Genomic DNA, 22146 nt, shown 5'->3' with positions numbered 1-22146 from the left:
AGCCGATAAACAACTTCTGACTACGAAAAGAGGTCGATTGTGCAGTATGCGCTGCAGTCTACAAGAGTGAATAGCCGCTTACGAAGTGATTTTGACCGTCTGTCGATGGGGCCAACACAAATGCTCCCAAGAGACATAGCGTAGGGTGGACTACCTAACTGGTTAACTGGTAGATACCAGTCATAACCGGATAGGCCGGCTTTCAGCCGCATCTAAGAACAAGACGAGAGGAGCTTGGATGCAGAAGAAATCTTTGTTCAGCCACCGTTGGGTGAAGGGCAGCGCGGTCGTAGCCGCTACTGCGCTCTCCCTTGCCGTTGCCGCCCCGGCATACGCTGCGCCGCTCGCCAGCGTGAAGTCCGCTACGGCTCAGGACAACGTGGTCACCATCACCTTCAATGATGGTATTCAGGGTAAGATCACCCTGCTGGAAGATGGTATCTTCCGCTACAACGTTGACCCCAAGGGCGAGTTCAGCGCGTATGCAACGCCGAAGAACGCTGCTCACACGGCTAAGATTCAGGCTCAGCCTGACACCTCTTCCAAATACTCGCGTCCTCAGGCGAGCGTGAAAGAGGAGGGCGGCAAGTTCGTAATCTCTGCTGCAAATGGCAAGACCACTATCGAGTTCGATAAGGCAACCGCTAAGATGACCGTCAAGACCGACGGTACCGTGGTCATGGAGGAATCCGCCGCGCTCGATCTCGACAAGAGCGGCACCGTCCAGAAGCTCGTGAAGCACGAGGGCGAGAACTTCTTCGGCGGCGGCACCCAGAACGGCCGCTTCATTCACACCGGCAAGACCATCAACATTGCTAACGAGTCCAACTGGGTAGACGGTGGCGTGGCCTCGCCCAACCCGTTCTATTGGTCGAGCAAGGGCTACGGTGTCCTCCGCAACACCTTCGCCGACGGTTCGTATGACTTTGGCAAGTCTTCTGCCGATGCCACCGTTGCCACGCATAAGGAGAACGAGCTCGACGCATACTACTTCGTGGCTGATGCAGCGAAGGGCGCTTCGACCGCTCCTATCGCTCAGGACCTGCTCCAGGGCTACTTCAAGGTTACTGGCAACCCGGTCCTGCTGCCCGAGTACGCGTTCTACGTTGGCCACCTGAACGCATGGAACCGCGACATGTGGTCCGCGGATGCCAAGGGCGGCTACAACAAGTGGCAGATCAAGGGCAGCACGCCCGCCTCTGAAAACGGTGGCAAGGTTCAGTATGAGAAGGGCGGCACCGGCACCACGATGCAGCCTGGTACCATCGTCGAGACCCTTAACGGCACTGGCCCGACCGAGCAGGCCGAGAACATCCCCGAGGGCGTTCAGTTCTCTGAGGATTTCTCCGCTCGCGCCCGCCTGGATAACTACCAGGACAACGACATGCCGTTCGGATACTTCCTGCCCAACGACGGCTATGGTGCCGGCTATGGCCAGAATGGTTTCGGCAAGACGGGCGGCGTGGATGCCGCTACGGGTAAGAGCTCCGAGGAGCGCCTTGCTGCCGTTGCCGCGAACGTAAAGAACCTCCAGGAGTTTACGAAGTATGCCAATGGCAAGGGCGTTGCAACCGGTCTGTGGACCCAGTCTTATCTGACTCCGGATGCTAATCCTGCAACCCAGTGGCAGCTTCTTCGCGACTTCCGTGCCGAGGTCAAGACCGGTGGCGTGACCACCCTGAAGACCGACGTTGCCTGGGTCGGCCCTGGCTATTCCATGGCTCTCGACGGCACCAAGACCGCGTACGATATCGTGACTGAAGAGGCCAACTTCCGCCCCAATATCATTACCCTCGACGGCTGGGCGGGTACGCAGCGCTTTGGTGCTATCTGGACCGGCGACCAGACCGGTGGCAACTGGGAGTACATCCGCTTCCATGTTCCCACCTTCATCGGCCAGTCGCTGTCCGGCAATCCCAACATTGGTTCGGACAACGATGGTATTTTCGGTGGCCAGCCCATCATCGCTACGCGCGATTACCAGTGGAAGTCCTTCGCACCGCTCATGCTCGACATGGACGGCTGGGGCAGCTATGCCAAGGCTCCGCAGACGCACGGCGACCCCTACACCGGCATCTCCCGTATGTACCTCAAGCTGAAGTCTCAGCTTATGCCGTACATCTACACCACCGCTGCCTCTGCTGCCAACATCGATACCGGCAACGGTGACACCGGCATGCCGTTCGTTCGCGCTATCCTCCTGTCTGAGGATTCCGCCTATGCGAACAGCACCGCCACGCAGTACGAGTACACTATGGGTGAGGACTTCCTCATCGCTCCGATCTATCAGAACACCGATGGTGACGCTGCCAACAAGGGCCTTGGCGACGGTAACGACGTGCGTAACGGCATCTACCTGCCTGGCGGCAAGGATACCATCTGGATCGATTACTTCTCTGGCAAGCAGTATCGCGGCGGCCAGGTGCTTAACAACTTCGACGCTCCGCTGTGGAAGCTTCCCGTCTTCGTGAAGGCCAACGCGATTGTTCCTATGTACAATCCGAACAACAGCCCCGAGGACGTCGACCGCACCATCCGCAACGTCGAGTTCTTTGCCACCGAGGGCAAGAACGAGTACACGCTGTTCGAGGACACCGGCAAGTTCGTTGAGAATACGGTCAACGAGTCCGATAAGGCGTATGGTCGCGAGTCCACGATTAGCTACGGCTCGAACGTGAAGACCACCTTCAAGTCTGAGGCCAAGGGTGGCGCCGCTACTTTTACCGCTGGCAAGTCTACGGGTACCTACGATGGCTACAAGAAGGATCGTACCACCACGTTCATCGTGAATGTGTCTGAGAAGCCCCAGTCCATCGTGGCTAAGAACGGCGGCACCGTTCTTACCGAGAAGAAGGTCGACAGCCAGGACGCTTTCGACAAGGCTGTGCCTGCGGTCGGCGAGGTTGTGACCTTCTACAACACGAAGCCGAACCTCAACTACAATGCAACCGCCGAGAGCGAGGCCGTGCGTAACGAGAGCTTCAGCAAGCAGGAGGTCGCCACGACCCCGAAGCTGTACGTGAAGTTTGCAAAGACCGATGTTCAGGCCAACGAGCAGACGCTCGAGATCAAGGGCTTCAAGAACGATGGCAAGCTGCCCAGCGACGAAGTGAAGAAGGACATTGCCGCCCCGAAGCTCAATCAGCCCGGTGAGGACGACCTGACGCCCACGAGCGTGAACCTCTCTTGGAACAAGATCGATAAGGCTATCGGCTACGACATCATGATCGACGGTATGCTCAACAGCATTCCGTCCGGCGAGTCCACGTCCTTCAACGTGACCGGGCTCGAGTATTACAGCGAGCATACGTTCAAGATTCGCACGCGTACCGCCGAGGGTGTTTCCGAGTGGAGCGCCGAGATGAAGACCCGTACGCTCGAGGATCCGTGGCGCAACGCCCCCAAGCCGGTCAACATTGATTGGAAGGGCGGCGACGGCTGGGGCAAGCTCGACAACGCATTCGACCACAATGACAAGTCCGAGTCCATGTTCCACTCTACGGACAGTGCTATCGGTATGCCGATGACCCTCGACTACGGTAAGTCGTTCCAGCTTGATAAGTTTGTCTACACGCCGCGTCAGGACAACGGTGGCAACGGCAACGTGGCCGAGATGAAGGTCGAGACCTCCATGGATGGCGCCCACTGGACCGACCACGGCGTTCAGAAGTGGGATAACACCGGCGCTGGCAAGATGGCTCAGAAGACGGTTGAGCTCGATGGCACCACCGCCCGCTACCTGCGTCTCACCGTTCAGAAGTCTGCAGGCGGCTTCTTCTCGGCAACCGAGCTCGCGCTTTATAAGGTCGACGAGACCGAGGGTATGGAAACCGGCTCCCTGAAGGCGCCCGTTACCGTTGGCGACGAGGATTACCAGCACCTCGGTAACTGCGTCGGTCGCGAGAACCACGGCTCCGGCGTTACCGACTGGAACTCTCATGTCGCTCAGTCCTCTGCTGACTTCAACCTCAACGGTGCCTACGATGTCTACGACATGTCCTTCACCATGTCCAAGCTCGATGGCGGTACCAAGCAGAAGGGCAAGGTTGCCGGTGCGATCGCGGTCGTTCCCGAGAAGACCTCGGTGAAGAAGGGCGAGACCATCACGGTTTCCGTCAAGGTTCAGAATGCCAAGAACGTTAACGCTATGGGTGCGCTCGTGCGCTACCCCGTTGCGGACTTCGAGTTCGTTGGCAGCGCTCCCACCGTTGCCGAGAGCACGAAGGGCATGGAGAATAAGTCCGGTCACTACACCTTCGGTGACGAGAACAACTCCGTGAACATCGCATTGGCCAACAAGGGCGATAAGGCGCTGTACAAGGGTTCCGAGGCCATCGCTACGTTCCAGCTCAAGGCGAAGAAGGATTGCGAGGTCAAGCTCGACAGCCAGGCATGGCTCGTCGGTCCCGCGCAGGACTTCCTCACCGATAAGAGCGGCGAGCTCGGCCCCGAGATCAAGGAGCTCGGTCAGGATGCGTTCAACATCACGATGACCAACGCGAAGCTGCCCAAGGACGATGGCACGAACGTTGCCAAGCTGGTGGAGTCCAAGAAGTACGACGGATTGTTCGATAACAAGGAGAGCGGCAACGACTTCGAGTTCAAGTGGGATCTGGATTACAACCACGACGATAGCGGCAAGCTGCCCGAGTACGTCATGCTGCCCACCACGATGCACTTCGAGCTGAAGGAGCCCCGTGCTCTGCAGGACGTTGAGATTCTGAATCGCAAGAGCTCCAATGGCTCCATCAACTCGATGGAGGCCGTCATCACCTACACCGACGGCTCCAAGTCCGAGTTCAAGGGCGGCGATTTCGCGAAGAAGCAGGATGTCTACACCCTGAAGGCGGAGGCCGGCAAGCTCGTCAAGAGCATCGAAATCACCCCGCTGACGTCCGACGGCACCGCAACCGGTTATCAGGGCGACGCTGCGAAGAACCGCATGCTCACCCTGCGCGAGATCAACTTCCACTACGTCGAGGGCGAGGTGCAGCCGCCGGTCGATGAGGTCAAGGAGATGGTCCAGGACGACTTCAAGATCACGATGACCAACGACTCCCTGAAGTCCGATGATGGCACTAACGTCTCCAAGCTTATCCAGCAGGGCAACTACAACGGCCTGTTCGATAACAAGGAGACCAGTAACGACTTCGAGTTCAAGTGGGATATTGATCAGAACTATCAGGACGGCAAGCTGCCCGAGTATGTCAAGCTTCCCACCACGATGCATTTCGAGCTGAAGTCTCCGCGTGTCATGCGCGATGTCCAGGTTGTGAACCGTGACACCTACAACGGCACCGTGACCTCTATGCAGGCTGTCATCACCTACACCGACGGCTCCAAGTCCGAGTTCAAGGGCGGCGATTTCGCGAAGAAGCAGGCTGTCTACACGCTCAAGGCCGAGGCCGGCAAGCTCGTCAAGAGCATCGACATCACCCCGCTCACTTCCGAGGGCGAGGCCAAGGGCTATGCGGGCGACGCTGCGAAGAACCGCATGCTCACCCTGCGCGAGATTAACTTCCATTACTCTGATGCCGATAAGCCTGTAACCCCCGAGGTCAACAAGGCCGCGCTGCTGGCCAAGTACAACGAGGTCAAGGACATCAAGGCCGACGGCTACACCGCCGACTCCTGGAAGGCCTTCGCGGATGCCCGCGATCTGGCCAAGCGCGTCCTCGACAGCGATAAGGCGGGCCAGGCCGACGTCGATGCTGCCCTGAAGCAGCTCACCGACGCCCACGCCGCGCTGAAGAAGGAAGAGGCCCCGCAGGTCAACAAGGCAGCCCTCGAGGCCGCGGTCAAGGAGGCCCGCGCCCTCAAGGCCGAGGACTACAAGACCATGACCTGGCACCCGTTCGCCGGCGCCCTGAAGTCCGCCGAGAAGGTCCTGGCCGACGAGAAGGCCGACCAGAAGGCGGTCGACGCCGCCGCGAAGGCCCTGGCCGACGCCCGCGCCGGCCTGAAGCCCGTCGAGAAGGTCGCCTTCGTCGACGTGGACGAGGACACGTCGCACAGGGCCGAGGTCGAGTGGCTGGCCGCCAACGGCGTCAGCAAGGGCTGGGATAACGGCGACGGCGCCTTCGAGTTCCGCCCCTACGCCACGGTGAAGCGCGCCGACATGGCCGCGTTCCTCTACCGCCTGGCCGGCGAGCCGGAGTTCGACGTCAATAAAACCCCGGCCTTCGCCGACGTGGACGAGAAGACCCCGCACCGCGACGCCATCCTGTGGCTCGCCGCGGAGGGTATCTCCACCGGCTACGAGGGCGCCGACGGCAAGGCCGAGTTCCGCCCCTACGCCGAGATCACCCGCTGCGACATGGCCGCGTTCCTGTACCGCATGGCCGGCGAGCCCGAGTTCGAGGCGAAGGACGCCTTCTCGGATATCGTGAAGGACACGCCGCACCGCGAGGCCGTGCTGTGGCTGGCCGCCTCCGGCGTCTCCACCGGCTGGACCGCCGAGGACGGCACCAAGACGTTCCGCCCCTACGAGCAGATCGTCCGCTGCGACATGGCCGCGTTCCTGCAGCGCATGGCGGAGAAGGACCTGGTGGACCTGAAGTAGGTATCGCCTAGGACGCCTTCACGGACATAGCTCCACCCCCTGGGGGACCGGTTCTCGGACCGGTCCCTCATTTTTTGTTGCCTAATTCCCGTGCTTTCGTAGTGATGGCGACCAGGCGTGCCGATTCGCCATGGGCGCGGGAGCGTATACTGGAACGACTATTGACTCTTCAGCTTGGAGGTATTCATGTCCGATACCGCTCAGACCCCGCTCGTTGGCATCATCATGGGCTCGAAGTCCGACCTTCCCGTTATGGAGGGCTGCACCGCCGAGCTGGAGCGCCTCGGCGTTCCCTACGAGCTGGTTATCGCCAGTGCGCACCGTACCCCCGACAAGGTCCACGAGTGGGCGGAGACCGCTGCCGATCGCGGTATCAAGGTCATCGTTGCCGCGGCCGGCAAGGCTGCGCACCTGGGCGGCGTCGTTGCCGCGTTCACGCCGCTGCCCGTTGTTGGCGTGCCCATGAAGACGAGCGACCTGGGCGGTATGGATTCCCTGCTCTCCATGGTGCAGATGCCTTCCGGCGTGCCCGTCGCCTGCGTCGCCATCAACGGTGCCAAGAACGCGGCCATCTATGCCACGCAGATTCTCGGCGCTACCATGCCCGAGTACCGCGAGGCGATCGTGAACCTTAAGAACGAGATGGCCGAGGCCTAGGGCCTTGGTGCTGTACCACCCTTTTGTAGAAGACAGGAGACACGAGGCGGATTATGGCCGATACCACGAAGAACCCGTTCGAGGGGGCGGACAACCTATGGGTCGCACCGGGCGAGTCGAGCGTTCCGGAGCCCCGCGCGCGTCGCGTTCCGGCCGGTGGCCATTTCTCATCCCCGTCGTTTGATCCCTTGGGGCCCGAGGCCACGATGGGCGGGGCTGCTGCCGGCCGTCCCCATGCCGCGGGTGCGGCGGACGCCGATGTCGACCGCCCGGCGGGCAATCGATATGTCCCCGCCGGCGAGGTAGCGGAGCCCTTTATGGCTCCTGCCCAGGTTGATCCTTCCACCACCATGCAGTTCCTGTCTGCCTGGAAGGCCTCGGGCCATACGGACGATGAGATCGAGAAGATCGCCGCCTCGGTGAAGCCCTCGCCCGCCGCCGCTGTGGCGCCTGCTGCTCCGGCTCCGGTGGCCCCTTCCTCCTCGTCGCCGGCACCCGCCCAGCCGTGCGTACCTGCTCCCGAACGGGTTCCCATGCCCGTGTCAGCCAACGGGGCAACCGTTGCCATGGGCAGGCTGGCTGCCGACGCCGCCGCTTTGGGTGCCTCCGCCGAAGCCGTAGCGGCCGCGGCGCAGCCTCCTCGCCGAAGCGTATCCGACCTCAACCTTCCGTCGACGAGCGATTCATATGCGCGCATGGCCGAGGCGAGCTTGTGGGGCCCCGCTTCCGACGATGCCGCGGTAACCGCCGCGACGCCTGTAAACAACCCCGCCGACCCCACCGGCAAGCTTACGAATGGATCGGCCAATATGACCGCTAAACCGTCCTCGACCGCGGAGTTCCTCGCTGTTGCCAGCGCCCGCGGCCCTCGCACGCAGCCTTCGGGTGCCGATGCCGTTTCTCCTCAGGCTCCGGTGGCCGCCGTCAGCCCGCAGCCCGTGTATCCGGTGCGCGCTTCCAGGTCCGTTACGCCTCCCACCGACGTCCGCCGCGCCAACCGGTCCGGCGCCTCGCCCTACGGCGGCAACGGCGGCTCGAACGGTAACGGCGGGAAGGGCAAGGGCGGTAAGGGCCGCAGCATCGCCTCGGTCATCCTTATCATCGTGGGCATCGCGTTGCTTGCCGCCGCGGGCTTCATCTTCGTTCGCGCGCAGATGGGTTACAAGGAGGCGCAAGCCACCTATGCCGACCTCCAGCAGTACGCGGTGCAGGATAGCGCGGGCGACGGAATTCCGCAGGTCGATTTCGATGAGCTCGAGGCCATCAACCCCGACGTCATCGGCTGGATCTACGTGCCCAACACCGTGATCAACTATCCCGTGGTGCAAACCGATAACAACACCACGTACCTCACGCGCCTCTTCGACCTGTCGGGCAACGGCTCGGGAAGCATCTTCATGGACATGGATGGCACCGCGCCCGGCGCGGTGGACGAGCAGACCACGCTCTACGGTCACCACATGTATGACAACACGATGTTCAAGATCGTGGACGACACGCTCAAGCAGGATGCCTTCAACCAGTTCGGCAACGTGTATTACATCACGCGCGAGAACACCTACGTTTTCAAGCCCATGTTCACCGCGCAGGTCATGGACACGTTCACCGACGCCCGCGTGACCAACTTCACCGGCGATAAGACACTGCAGCAGTACCTCACGGAGACGCTCGGCATGGCCAAAGCTCAAGCGCCCGATGTCGAGGAGCGCATCGGCTCCACGGACAAGGTGCTGTCCCTCATCACCTGCGCGGGCGAGATCATCCCGCGTACCACGCGCGCCGTTATGGTGTGCTCGCTGGAAGAGACCATCCCGCGCCAGTAACCAAACGACCCATCGCTGCCGAGCCACTCCGTGTGGCTCGGTTGCTTTTTTTGAGAAAGGAGCAGCGCTATGGCACGACCCATGCCCTCGATCGACGCTTGGCTCGCCGAGGCCAAGGCCGATCCCGGTTTTCGCGGCTGCGGCATGTACCTCGTCCACAACGGAACGGTGCGCGAGACGCCCAAGGCCGAGGCCCGCGGTGTGAACACGGACGGCGTGCAGCCCGGCGGCCGCGTGACGGGCATGCTGTTTCACTACGATGCCCAGAAGGTCGAGGCCGCCGTGGAGGCGACCCGTGCGCTGCCCGGTATCGGCTACGTGCGCGTGTGGCTCAACGACGGCGAGCTTGCGGTGGGCGACGATATCATGCTGGTGCTCATCGGCGGCGATATCCGTCCGCGCGTCATCGATGCGTTGCAGTCGCTGGTGGGAACAATCAAAAATGAATGTGTAAGCGAAATCGAGCAGGGAGAGTAACGTGAGCGAAGCAACTGTACCGAGCAAGGTCGAGGGGGCGCAGAATGAAGACTTCGGTCTACCCGGCAACGACCTTGATCCGCGCGTTCCAACCAAGGAGCAGCTGAAGACCATCCCGTTGATCATCCGTATCTACGGAGCGCTGTGCGCCCTCGACGGCGTGGTGGCGCTTCCGCTCATGGGTGCGTACTTCGGCATCATCGTGTATCGCCTGGTTATGGGTCAGGAATCCGTGCTGCTTGGCTCCAACCTCACGCTTACCGTCACCATGACGGTGATCGGCTCGATCCTGGCATTCGTCTCGTCGATCGCGCTCATCCTCTTTGGATGGACGCTTATGAAGAGCTACCGCCGCGACGCGGTGCGCTGGGCGTCCGCGCTCATCGTCATGACGATCGGGCAGCTTCTCATCGACGTGATGCTGCAGGGCATCGGCGTGCACCTCATCCGCCCCATGATCCAGCTGGGTATCCTCATCGCGCTGTCCGCCACGGTCGATCCCACGTTGCGTCAGGAGCGCGAGCTGCAGCGCCGTCTGCGCGACATGCAGGATCGCGCTGCCGCCGAGGAGGGCATGCTTGGCCGCGACCTTACGGGCGAGGGCTATATCAAGCTCAACTTCTTCAACCTGTTCTGGGTCTTCATGGTCTGCTGCGTGCTCGGTCTCATCATCGAGGTCATCTTCCATATGGTGTGGGTCGATCCGGGCGTGTATCAAGATCGCGCCGGCCTGCTGTTCGGACCGTTCAGCCCCATCTACGGTTTTGGCGCGGTGCTGCTCACCGTCGCGCTCAACCGTTTCTATAAGAAGAACTTCCTGGTGATCTTCATCGTGAGCGCCATCATCGGCGGCGTGTTCGAGGCTGCCGTGGGTTGGTGGATGCAGACGTCGTTCGGCGCTATCGCCTGGGCGTACTCCTACGAGCTGCTGCCCGGGATCCCCGATCCCATGGCCATCCTGTTCGCCGGCCGCACCTCCACGCCGTTCATGCTCATGTGGGGCACCCTCGGCTTGTTCTGGATCAAGGTGTGCCTGCCGCGGCTGCTGAAGCTCATCAACCTCATCCCGTGGAAGATGCGCTATTCGCTCACCGCCGTGGTAACCGCCCTTATGCTGGTGAACGGTGTTATGACCCTTCAGGCGCTGGACTGCTGGTTCTGTCGCGTGAGTGGTCTGGAGCCCAGTTCTCCGGTCGAGCAGTTCTACGCGGAGCATTTCGACAACGCGTATATGGAGCATAGGTTCCAAACCATGACGATTCACCCCGACACAACGAGTCGAATCGACAGCCCCGAGCGCCCCAACGGCTCGAGGTAGCACGCTTGAAGCCGAGGCGCATGGTGGCGCCTCGGCTTCGTAGTTATCATGTTTCGCTTTCGTGGCAAAAACGCCATGCACGGGCGAGCTGCGTATAATAGCAAGGTACATTAGCCAACTGGCATTTAACGAAGGGATGTCCATGTCTCAAGAAACCGTGCGCGCCGCGCAGCAGTTCGCATCTGCCGATACCGCGAATCTCGAGGACGAGCTCGCTCACGATACGTTGAACGAGGAGTGCGGCATCTTTGGCGTATGGGCTCCCGATCGCGACGTCGCGCGCCTCACGTTCTTCGGCCTGCGCGCCCTGCAGCACCGCGGCCAGGAATCCGCCGGCATCGCCGTGGGCGACGGCGGCACGGTCATGGTCCGCAAGGACCTGGGCCTGGTGAGCCAGGTCTTCTCCAACGCCGACATCAACGCGCTGTCCGGCCAGCTCGCCGTGGGCCATGTGCGCTACGGCACCGCCGGCGCAAAGAGCTGGGAGGAGTCCCAGCCGCACCTCTCCACCATCGGCGACGTCATCGTGGCGCTGGCGCACAACGGCACCCTGGTGAACACCGACGAGCTGCGCCGCCAGCTCATCGAGCTGGGCGTCCACTTCAACTCCGGCTCCGACTCCGAGGTGGCCGTGAAGCTCATCGGCTACTTCACCGAGCAGTCGCACCACCTGCGCGAGGGCATCCGCAAGACCATGGAGCTCATCCGCGGCGGCTATGCCATGACGCTCATCAACGAGGAGGCGCTCTACGCCTTCCGTGATCCGCACGGCATCCGTCCGCTCGTGCTCGGCCGCCTTACCAGCGACGAGGGCGTGGCCGCTGCCGACGCCTACGCCGCCGCGGCCGCCATGCCCAGCGACGCCGCGTCCGCCGATGACCTGGTGGGCGACGAGGTCGTGGCCTCCGCCGCCGGCTGGGTGGTAACGTCCGAGACCTGCGCGCTCGACATCATCGGCGCCGAGTACGTGCGCGACATCCGCCCCGGCGAGATCCTGCGCATCAGCGCCGAGGGCCTCGTGTCCGAGCAGGGCGTTCCCGCTGCCGAGAAGACCGCGCACTGCATCTTCGAGCAGGTCTACTTCGCGCGCCCCGACTCCATCGTGGACGGCAAGTCCATCTATGCCTGCCGTTACGATATGGGCCGCAAGCTGGCGCTCGAGTGCCCGGTCGAGGCCGATATGGTTATCGGCACCCCCGACTCCGGCCTGCCGTCGGCCGAGGGCTACGCGTTTGAGAGCGGCATCCCCTACGGCACGGGCCTCATCAAGAACCGCTACGTCGCCCGCACGTTCATCGAGCCCACGCAGGAGCTGCGCGCCATGGGCGTGCGTCTGAAGCTCAACCCGCTCAAGGACGTCATCGAGGGCAAGCGCATCGTGGTCGTGGACGATTCGATCGTGCGCGGCACCACCATGGTGCAGCTGGTGCGCATGCTGCGCCAGGCGGGCGCCAAGGAGATCCACATCCGCATCAACTGCCCCGAGGACATCTGGCCGTGCTTCTACGGCGTGGATACGGGCGAGCAGAGCCAGCTCATCTCGGCCACCAAGAACGTGGACGAGGTGTGCGAGTTCATCGGTGCCGACACGCTGGCGTTCCTCTCGGTCGACTCGCTGCTCGAGTGCGTGCCCGACGCCGGCTACTGCACCGCGTGCTTCACGGGCGAGTATCCCGTGGCCATCCCCGAGAGCTTCGGCCGCGATAAGTTCATCGAGGGCTACGTCCCGCGCAACCTCACCAAGCCCGAGCCCGTCACCGGCCGTTGCGTGGCGGAGAAGAAGGCGGACCGCTCCTGGGAAGAGGCCCACGGCGAGTAGCCGCATGTGAGCATGGCGCCGTGGCGGCGTCGGTGCTGGCGGCGTCGGTGTTGGTTGCAGTCGGGCCCGCGTGGCGGTGCCAGTGCTGGTTGCTGCCGGGCCCGCGTAGCAGCGTCGGTGCTGGCGGCTGTCGGGCCCGTTCGCTTGGTGCCGATCATGCTGTTGACGCAGTGGCCGCGTGATTATTGAACGCGTGATTTCGCGACCCCTGTTTTCCTGTGAACTGCGTCCCGAAACTTGGACGTGAAAAATCATAGTCGATACGCGGCTTCCCGAAGGGCCTGCTCTCGGAACTCCACCGGGGTCAGGCCCTTCGACTTGATCTGGCACCTCCTCGTGTTCCAGTGGGGCGACGGCAGGGCGTTCGTTCGGGTGTCAGGAATCCGCGGCGACGTGCGTCCTGCCGCCGCGTTTCTCCCGACAGGGCGGCTGCCGCCCACGCGGGCGTCGGGAATCCGCGGGCAAAGGCGCCCTGACGTCCGGAAACTCCCGCGTACGGCCCCAGGCGCGGTTTTCTCCCGCGGGGAGGGCTCGGACGGTGCCGTAAGCGTCAGGAATCCGCGGGGCAGCGGCCCCGCCGTCAGGAATCCGCGGCGACGTGCGTCCTGCCGCCACGCTTCTCCCGACAGGGCGGCTGCCGCCCGCCCGGGCGTCGGGAATCCGCGGTGGACTCGGCCTTTCGGCCACCTTTCTCCCGATAAGGCCGCCGCAGCTCATCCCCTGTTCAATGTGGCACAGACTTAACGTGTCGATTGGTTCCGATCCGGGGCTCACTGCATGTGCCAGCATGTGTGGTGAGACGTGCATCCTGCATGCCGAGCGATAAAACGACCGCCTCAAACGGCCAAATCGACTCAACTGGCCCAGCGTGGCTTTGCTGGGAAAAACTCCGTCCCGCCATGACCCGTGTTGATGAGCCGTAAAACCCCGTCCCGCCATGACCCGTGTTGATGAGCCGTAAAACCCCGTCCCAAATGGGCGCGCAAAAGGACGCACAAACGGATGCACAAATGGGCGCGCAAAAGGACGCACAAACGGATGCACAAATGGGCGCACAAATGGATGCAACATGAACGGGGGTGGAGGAGGGGAGGGACTCGAACGGATGGGCCTACAGCTGGTATCATGAGGTACTAGGAATTCCCTGGGTCGAAAGGAACCTCACATGTCCGAAACTTCCAAGCATGTAACCTACGAGGACGCCGGCGTCGATACCGCCGAGGGCGCCCGCGCCGTCGATGCGATCAAGCAGATGGTCGCCGAGACCAACCGCCCCGAGGTCATCGGTGGCATCGGTGGCTTCGGCGGTCTGTTCTCCGCTGCTGCGATGAAGGACATGGAGGACCCGATCCTCATTTCGGGCACCGATGGCGTGGGCACCAAGCTCGTCCTCGCCCAGCTGCTCGACCGTCACGAGACGGTGGGCCAGGACCTCGTCGCCATGTGCGTGAACGACATCCTCGCCTCCGGCGCCGAGCCCCTGTTCTTCCTGGACTACGTGGCCATCGGCCACATCGAGGCCGAGCAGATGGCAAAGATCGTCAAGGGCGTGGCCGACGGCTGCAAGCTCGCTGGCTGCGCGCTGGTGGGCGGCGAGATGGCCGAGCACCCCGGCGTCATGCGCCCGGACGACTACGACATGGCCGGCTTCGCCGTGGGCGTCGTCGACCGTCCTAAGATGATCAACCCCGAGAACGTGAAGGCCGGCGACGTGATCATCGGCCTGCCGTCCACGGGCGTCCACTCCAACGGCTACTCGCTGGTCCGCAAGGTCATCGGCGTCGATGGCATCATCCCCGGCACGCCCGAGGCCGAGGCCAAGCGCGTCGAGCTCGAGCAGGTGCTCGAGGAGCTCGGCGGCATATCGCTGGCCGACGCGCTGCTCGCGCCCACGCGCATCTACGTGAAGCCCGTCCTCGAGCTGCTCCGCGGCGGCGCCCCGGTGCACGCCCTGGCCCACATCACCGGCGGCGGCATCACCGAGAACCTCAACCGCGCGCTGCCCAAGGACGTCGACGCGCTGGTCGAGCGCAACGGCTCCGAGATGGGCTGGTCCGTGCCGCCCGTCATCACCTATGTGTCCGAGCACGCCGAGCTCGCCCCCAACGAGGCCTGCAAGACCTTCAACATGGGCGTGGGCCTGTGCATCATCTGCTCTGCCGACGACGAGGCCGGCATCGTGGCCGCCCTCGAGAACATGGGCGAGCACCCGTTCCGCGTGGGCACCTGCGTCGAGGGTACCGGCGAGGTGAAGTACACCGATGAGCAGTAACGCTCCCGTCCCCATGGATAACAACGCGCTGCAGGAGCACATCGCCGCGCAGCGCGCAGCGGGCGAGGGCCGCAAACTCGCCATCGGCGTGCTGCTGTCGGGTTCCGGCACCAACCTCCAGGCGCTGATCGACGCGATCGAAGCCGGCGAGCTCGATGCCCAGATCAAGCTCGTCGTGGCGAGCCGCCCCTCTGCCTACGGGTTGAAGCGCGCCGAAGCGGCGGGCATCCAGACGCTCACGCTTTCCAAGGAGATGTACGCCGACCCCCTGCAGGCTGACGAGATCATCGCCTCCGAGCTCTACCGCGCCGGCGTCGAGTACGTCGTGATGGCCGGTTACATGCGCATGGTGCATGCCCCGCTGCTGGCGGCGTTCCCCAACCGCGTGGTAAACATCCATCCGGCGCTGCTGCCGAGCTTCCAGGGTGCTCACGGCATCGAGGATGCGTACAACCGCGGCGTGAAGGTGACGGGCGTGACCGTGCATTTCGCTAACGAGGTCTACGACCAGGGCCCCATCATCGCGCAGGAGACCGTGCGTATCGAGGAGGGCATGAGCTTGGAGGAGCTCGAGTGCGGCATCCATGCCGTGGAGCACGTGCTGTACCCCAGCGTCGTCCAGGTGCTGGCCGAGGGCCGCGTGCGCGTGACGCCGAACAACACGGTCGATATTCTGCCTGCATAGGCATGCGATAGGTTACATGGGCGCGCCAGCCGGAAGGTGAAACCACCTCTCGGCTGGCGCGCTTGCGATACAGAAGGGCCTCGGCCGCCGCGGCCGCCTCGAGTGCGCCGCGCTTTCGCACGCGTCGAACGCCGCGCCTGGTAATCCTTAACGCTTACGGAAGAATTCCTGTCCGTTGGTGGGTCAAACGCCCGATGACGGCAAAACGCGGCAATGAGTGTGAGAGAATATCAAAATTGCTGCTTCGATAGCATGCAACGAAATGTCGAGGCCCTTGGGGAAAGGGATTTGTTCATGGCCATCAACAACAAGATGAAGATCAAGCGCGAGGCCAAGGAGGCCGAGGAGCCCACGAAGGCCGAGCGCAAGAAGGAAACCAAGGAGAAGCTCACCCGCGGCGGCAAGATCGCGCTCGTGGCCGTGGGCTGTGCAGCCATGCTGCTCTCCGTGTCCGCCATGGCATGCTCCGGCGTGCTCAACGAGGTGAAGAAGGAGGAGGCCTACCACCTGACCGGCGGCGTGGCCGCCACGGTGAATGGCACCAACATCACCGAGGACACCATCACCAACCAGATCATGAGCTACCGTAATTCCGCGGGCTATACCGAGGATGCCGATTGGGCCAAGTTCCTGGTCGACCAGGGTACGACGCCGGAGGCCTACCGCGAGAACATGATCCGCTCCGTGGCGAGCAACTTCCTGATCGATAGCGCCGTCCGCGAGTACGACATCACCGTGTCGGACGAGGAAGTTGACGCCGAGTTCGAGCGCTCGGCCGAGAGCTATGGCGGCGTCGACAAGATGATGGAGATTCTCCAGCAGATCGGCTACACCGAGCAGGCGTACAAGGACTCCCTGCGCAGCAGCATGCAGAAGAACAAGCTGCGCGAGAAGGTTGCCGCTGTCGATGCGCCCTCCGACGCCGAGGTCCTGGAGTACTTCAACCAGAACATCGATACGTACAACGACGCCCGCCGTTCCGAGAACCTGCTGATCAAGGTTGCCTCCGATGCCTCCGACGAGGACAAGCAGAAGGCGAAGGATAAGACGCAGGAGATCCTGGATAAGATCAACGCCGGCGAGGTCTCCTTCGAGGATGCGGTGAAGGAGTATTCCGACGACACCGCTTCCGCCAAGAACGGCGGCGACGTGGGCTACGACAAGCTCACCTCGTTCGTGACCGAGTACCAGGATGCGCTGGGCGCCCTGCAGAAGGACCAGATCAGCGGTATCGTCGAGACCACGTACGGCTACCACATCATCAAGTGCACCGACGTCTTCAAGGTCGAGGGCCAGGCCACGTCGATCGACCAGCTGCCCGCAGAGATCCGCGACTACATCGTCAACATCATCGAGTCCAACGCCGAATCCGATGCCTACAACACCTGGCTGAACGACTACACCGACAAGGCCGAGATCAAGATCAACGAGATGCCCTCCGACGTCCCGTACAACGTGGACCTTTCCAAGGCCGCCGAGGCTAAGGACGAGGACAAGGCTCAGGAGAACCCGGCTACCACCGCCGACGAGTCCGCCGAGAAGAGCGAGTAGGGGACGGCCATGACTAAGGACGAGCTGCAGCAGCAGATGATCGTCGCCATGAAGGCGAAGGACAAGGTGCGCCTGTCCATCATCCGCCAGGTCATGGGCGAGGTGAAGAACATCGAGGTCAACGAGCGCCGCGATGCCACCGAAGAAGACGTCAACGGTATGATCAAGCGCCTCATCAAGCAGACGAGCGAGACGTTGGAGATGTCGCGCCAGGCCGGTAACAACCAGGAGCGCACCGACACCCTCACCGAGCAGGTGTCCATCCTGGAGAGCCTGCTGCCCGAGCAGGTGAGCGGCGACGCCCTGGTAGCCCTGATCGAACAGGTTATCGCCGAGACCGGTGCTTCGTCCCGCAAGGATATGGGTCGCGTGATGGGCGCCCTCACGGCTGCTACCGGCGGTAACTTCGACAAGCCGGCGGCTGCCGAGGAGGTTGGCGCGCGCCTCGCGTAAGAAGCGCGCGGGCGTTGCAAGCGTGGGGGCGTTCGATGCTCCCCGGCGAGCCAACGAGTATGTACACGGGTGCGACCACGGCGTCGCACCCGTTTTTTGTGCGCCGTGCGGCCGTGGGCGGGTATAGCACTCGCAGGAATCCTGCGGTTTCTTCGTGGGCAGCTGGTTACATGCGGATAAGACCCCGTAAAATGGGAAAATAATCGAATCATTCTGTGGTACTTCGGTCTGCTGTTTATCGCGTCACGTATGAGCTGCGCGGCCAAGCATGCCTGGAATGCGCAGCGCATTTGCACATTTCTCAGGTCATTGGTACTATCGCTCCAGCAAATACATTACTAGAATAAAGTGCAGCCGATTCGCGGCACGACAACGCGCTGCGTGGCAACGGCATAACGGGAAGGAAACGAACATCATGGCCGATATGATTGAGATCAAAGGGCTCAACAAGTTCTTTGGCGACCTTCATGTCCTCAAGGACATCAACCTCACCGTCAAGGAGGGCGAGAAGCTCGTGATCATCGGCCCGTCCGGCTCGGGCAAGTCGACCCTCATCCGCTGCGTGGACTACCTGGAGGAGCCCACCACCGGCGAGGTCGTTATCGACGGCACCCCGCTCACCAAGAAGAACCACCTGGAGATGGCGCGCAAGTACAGCTCCATGGTGTTCCAGCAGTTCAACCTCTATCCCAACATGACGGTGCTGGGCAACCTCACGCTCGCTCCCATCAAGCTGCAGAAGAAGAGCAAGGAGGAGGCCACCAAGGTCGCCATGGCGGCGCTCGAGCGCGTCGGCCTCGCCAACAAGGCGGGCGAGTATCCGCAGAACCTTTCCGGCGGCCAGCAGCAGCGCGTGGCCATTGCCCGCGCCCTGTGCACCAAGCAGCCCATCATCTTGTTCGACGAGCCCACCTCCGCGCTGGATCCCGAGATGGTCCAGGAGGTGCTCGACGTCATGATCGAGCTCGCGCAGGAGAACATCACCATGATGTGCGTCACGCACGAGATGGGCTTCGCCCGTCAGGTGGCCGATCGCGTCATCTTTATGGACGACGGCCAGATCCTGGAGGAGGGCACGCCCGAGCATTTCTTCGAGAATCCGCAAAACCCGCGTTGCCGCGACTTTCTTGCCAAGATCTTGCACTAGCGTTCGCGCGCGGCGCCGCCGGCATTCCCGCGGCGCCTCTGCTTTGACTTTCGTCACCAGCGCGGCCTGCGCACGAGCGGCCGCTTGAGTACAACCCGAAGGGAAACAACCATGGAAATGAATCGTCGTCAGTTCGTTCAGACGTTCGGCCTCGCCGCTCTCGGTCTTGCGGGTGCGGGTACGCTCGCCGGTTGCGGTGGCGGCAACGCCGGCTCCGGCTCCAGCGCTAACGGCTCCTCCAAGGTCGAGGCCATCAAGAGCCGCGGCAAGCTGAAGGCCGGCGTTAAGAAGGACGTTATCGGCTACGGCTACCTCAACACCGCCACCAAGGAGTATGAGGGCCTCGAGATCGACCTGTGCTACCAGATCGCCGCCGCCGTCCTGGGCGTTTCCTACGACGAGGCGAAGGAGCAGAAGCTCGTCGAGTTCACCGACGTCACGCCCAAGACCCGCGGTCCGCTGATCGACAACGACCAGCTCGACATCATCTGCGCCACCTACACCATCAACCCGCAGCGCCAGGCCGAGTGGGACTTCTCCACGCCCTACCGCACGGACCACGTGGGCATCCTGGTGAAGAAGGCCGCCGGCATGAAGTCCATGGCCGATCTCGACGGCAAGATCATCGGCGTCTCCCAGGGCTCCAACACCAAGGATATGGTGCTGGGCATGCTCAAGGACGAGGGTTTCGATGCCAAGCCGGACTTCCAGGAGTTCCCCGACTACCCGTCCATCAAGTCCGCCCTCGACGCCGGCAACATCGACGCCTTCGCCATGGATCGCTCCACGCTCAAGGGCTACACCACCGATGACTGCGAGCTCCTCCAGCCCGAGATCGAGTTCGGCGCCCAGGACTACGGCATCGCCACCAAGAAGGATTGCGACCTGTCTCCGGTCGTCGACGATACCGTGAAGGGCCTGCTCGAGAACGGCTGGATCGAAGAGGATATCGCCGCCTGGGGCCTGCTCTAAGTTGATAGCGGGAGCGGGTGCCCGCCGCGATGCGCGCGGCGCCCGTTCCTGGTACGGTGCGCCCGGGTGGAGCCATCTGCCCGGGCGCTCAGTCCGATAATGGCACGTTGGAAGGATCTATATGCTAGAGGGACTCCTCGACCCCACGCGATGGGAGCTCACGCTGGCCGAGAGCGGTCCGCTGTGGGAGGGCTTCGGCTTCACCCTGCAGGTGGTCGCCGCCGGCCTGCTGCTCTCCCTGGTGCTGGGAACCATCTTGGGCGTGTTCTCCACCACGCGCTCGCGCGTCCTGCGCGCTATCAGCCGCGTGTACGTTGAGTTCTATCAGAACACCCCGCTGCCGGTGCAGGTGTTCTTCATGTACATGGCCGGCCCGCAGATCCTGCAGGCCATCACCGGCGCCGCCATGCCCGTGCGCATCCCCGCGTTCGTGCTGGGCTTCATGGGTGTGGGTCTGTATCACGCGGCCTATATCGCCGAGGTCATTCGCACCGGCATCGAAGCGGTTCCGCGCGGCCAGATGGAGGCGGCGCTTTCGCAGGGCTTTACCCGCGTGCAGGCGTATCGCTACGTGATCTTGCCGCAGACGTTCAAGATCATCCTGCCTCCGCTGTGCAACCAGGCGCTCAACCTGGTAAAGAACAGCTCCGTGTTGGCGCTCATCGCCGGCGGCGACCTTATGTACAACGCGGACAACTTCGTGTCCACGTATGGCTATCTGCAGGGCTACGTGCTGTGCTGCTTCATGTACTTCCTCATCTGCTTCCCGCTGGCCATTCTCGTCCAGTACCTGGAGCGCCGCTCCAAGCAGCGTCCGCGCGCCAAGGTGATTCCCGGCATTACGCCCGAGCCCGCGAAGGAGGCGTAATCGATGGAGCTTTTCAACGCAGACAACCTGTCGTTCATCATGAACGGCTTCTTCAAGACGATCGAGATCTCCATCCTGGCGATCATCTTCTCGCTCGTGCTGGGTACGATCCTGGCCATGGTCAAGCAGTACTGCACCGGCAAGCTGCGCCCGCTGTCGTGGCTGGTGAGCGCGTATATCGAGCTCTTCCGTTGCACGCCCAACCTGCTGTGGATCCTGTTCATCTACTTCACGGTGAAGGGTACCGACGTCTTCATTTCGGTGCTGGCGTTCACGATCTTCACCTCGGCGGTTATGGCCGAGATCGTTCGCGGCGGCTTCAACTCGATTCCCGCCAGCCAGTTCGAGGCGGCGCGCAGCCAGGGTTTCGGCTTCTTCGCCACCATGCGCTACATCATCTTGCCGCAGACGTTCAAGACCATCATTCCGGCGCTGTTCAGCCAGTGCACCACGGTGATCAAGGACAGCTCGTATCTGGCGGGCGTCAACGTGGCCGAGTTCATGTACACCACCAAGGTCGTTATGGCGCAGACCACCAACCTGGGCCAGGTGCTCATGCTGTACGGTTTCGTGTTCGCGCTGTACTTCGCCCTCAACTTCAGCATCTCTCTGCTGGTGCGTCGCTACCAGCGTCGAGTTGTTGCAGCATAAACGACGCGCCCGGCGGACAACCGGGCGTTTGCATATTCGGTTGACCTCGATAGAGGAGGGTTTGACATGGGACTCATCAAGCATGCCATCGAGGCACGCGTTGCGGCCGAGGAGGCCGAGCGAGCCGGCCAGCCGGTCGTGATCACCATCGCGCGCGATTTCGGCGCCGAGGGACACGAGATCGGCAAGATGCTGTCGACGCGCCTGGGTATTCCGCTGTACGACAACGAGCTGCTGGTGCGCTCAGCATCGCGCTCGGGCGACTCGGTGGACAAGATGGCCGCTTACGACGAGCAGATGGCCGCGGAGTTCATGGCGTTTCTGCCCGACCGCGTGGACTCGCGCACGCTTTCGGATAGGCTGTTCCGCAATATGTCGCAGGTCATTCTCGACCTGGGTGCCACGCAGAGCTGCATCATCGAGGGCCGTCTGTCGGATTACCTGCTGCGCCATAACCCCAACCACATCGCCGTGTTGGTAACCGCGCCGTTCGACGACCGCGTCGAGATCGTACGCGCCAAGCGCGGCCTCAATAAGAAGCAGGGTGCCAAGCTGGTGCGCGAGATGCAGCGCGCCCGCGAGCTGTTCTACAAGCGCTATTCTGCCGGCAAATGGAAGATGAGCGACGGCAAGGACATCGTGGTCAACCGCGCCAAGCTCGGCCGCGAGGGCTGCGTGGACGTGATCGCCGCCGCCTATAATGCCAAACTCCATGAGGCTGGTCTGGAAGAGTAGGGCACGCGAACGCCCGGCGCTAGCCGCATCGAGGCGTGGTTCGTTCCGTTCAAAATATATGGAGCTCTGTGAAGCTCATGGTGCAAAACGGGAGGTCGGGCGACCTCCCGTTTTTTGTGCGTCGAGCGGGGGACGGGCGGGTGTATCCCGCTTGCG

General features: G+C 62.5%; 15 protein-coding genes. All 15 read left to right on the top strand.

Annotated elements, in window-relative coordinates:
• Window positions 1–238 precede the first annotated feature (238 nt).
• The 15 genes from E4J93_RS01500 (at window position 239) to E4J93_RS01425 (ending at window position 21990) form a co-directional block, all read left to right on the top strand.
• Entirely contained in the window at window positions 239–6562 is a 6324-nt protein-coding gene (locus tag E4J93_RS01500) for a TIM-barrel domain-containing protein (protein ID WP_147587718.1), read from the top strand.
• A gap of 186 nt (window positions 6563–6748) precedes the next feature.
• Window positions 6749–7219 carry a 5-(carboxyamino)imidazole ribonucleotide mutase gene (gene purE, locus E4J93_RS01495; protein WP_147587717.1) on the top strand — a complete coding sequence of 157 codons (471 nt, stop codon included), beginning with the start codon at window positions 6749–6751 and terminating at the stop codon, window positions 7217–7219.
• Between the two features lie 53 nt (window positions 7220–7272).
• Window positions 7273–9042 (top strand): class B sortase, encoded by a 1770-nt coding sequence (locus E4J93_RS08220; RefSeq protein WP_255431863.1) that lies wholly within the window; start codon window positions 7273–7275, stop codon window positions 9040–9042.
• 69 nt (window positions 9043–9111) lie between these two features.
• The gene (locus tag E4J93_RS01485; protein WP_147587716.1) at window positions 9112–9519 is read left to right on the top strand and encodes a molybdenum cofactor biosynthesis protein MoaE; all 408 of its coding nucleotides are present in this window, start codon (window positions 9112–9114) and stop codon (window positions 9517–9519) included.
• Window position 9520: 1 nt separating this feature from the next.
• A complete protein-coding gene (locus E4J93_RS01480; protein WP_147587715.1) occupies window positions 9521–10837 on the top strand; it encodes a putative ABC transporter permease in 1317 nt (438 codons plus the stop codon).
• A gap of 142 nt (window positions 10838–10979) precedes the next feature.
• Window positions 10980–12656 (top strand): amidophosphoribosyltransferase, encoded by a 1677-nt coding sequence (locus E4J93_RS01475; RefSeq protein WP_147587714.1) that lies wholly within the window; start codon window positions 10980–10982, stop codon window positions 12654–12656.
• A gap of 1165 nt (window positions 12657–13821) precedes the next feature.
• The gene (gene purM, locus E4J93_RS01465; protein WP_147587712.1) at window positions 13822–14928 is read left to right on the top strand and encodes a phosphoribosylformylglycinamidine cyclo-ligase; all 1107 of its coding nucleotides are present in this window, start codon (window positions 13822–13824) and stop codon (window positions 14926–14928) included.
• A complete protein-coding gene (purN, locus tag E4J93_RS01460) occupies window positions 14918–15613 on the top strand; it encodes a phosphoribosylglycinamide formyltransferase (protein WP_147587711.1) in 696 nt (231 codons plus the stop codon). The genes purM and purN overlap by 11 nt, the downstream gene beginning before the upstream one ends.
• Window positions 15614–15907: 294 nt before the next feature.
• Entirely contained in the window at window positions 15908–17164 is a 1257-nt protein-coding gene (locus tag E4J93_RS01455; protein ID WP_147587710.1) for a peptidylprolyl isomerase, read from the top strand.
• A 9-nt stretch (window positions 17165–17173) separates the two neighbouring features.
• Window positions 17174–17617 (top strand): GatB/YqeY domain-containing protein, encoded by a 444-nt coding sequence (locus tag E4J93_RS01450; RefSeq protein ID WP_147587709.1) that lies wholly within the window; start codon window positions 17174–17176, stop codon window positions 17615–17617.
• A gap of 415 nt (window positions 17618–18032) precedes the next feature.
• Window positions 18033–18764, top strand: coding sequence for an amino acid ABC transporter ATP-binding protein (locus E4J93_RS01445; RefSeq protein WP_147587708.1), 732 nt, complete (start codon window positions 18033–18035; stop codon window positions 18762–18764).
• Window positions 18765–18875: 111 nt separating this feature from the next.
• Window positions 18876–19736, top strand: coding sequence for a transporter substrate-binding domain-containing protein (locus E4J93_RS01440; protein ID WP_147587707.1), 861 nt, complete (start codon window positions 18876–18878; stop codon window positions 19734–19736).
• Window positions 19737–19857: 121 nt separating this feature from the next.
• Complete coding sequence (locus tag E4J93_RS01435; RefSeq protein ID WP_147587706.1) at window positions 19858–20604, top strand: amino acid ABC transporter permease; 747 nt, start codon at window positions 19858–19860, stop codon at window positions 20602–20604.
• 3 nt (window positions 20605–20607) lie between these two features.
• Window positions 20608–21255: an amino acid ABC transporter permease gene (locus E4J93_RS01430; protein WP_147587705.1), complete on the top strand. Its 648-nt coding sequence runs from the start codon at window positions 20608–20610 to the stop codon at window positions 21253–21255.
• A 66-nt stretch (window positions 21256–21321) separates the two neighbouring features.
• Complete coding sequence (locus E4J93_RS01425) at window positions 21322–21990, top strand: AAA family ATPase (protein ID WP_147587704.1); 669 nt, start codon at window positions 21322–21324, stop codon at window positions 21988–21990.
• Window positions 21991–22146: the final 156 nt, after the last annotated feature.

It is taken from the genome of Collinsella sp. BA40 (assembly GCF_008014645.1).
Lineage (GTDB): Bacteria > Actinomycetota > Coriobacteriia > Coriobacteriales > Coriobacteriaceae > Collinsella.
Note: the sequence above shows the minus strand (reverse complement) of the source record. Positions and strands in the feature narration are given on the sequence as shown.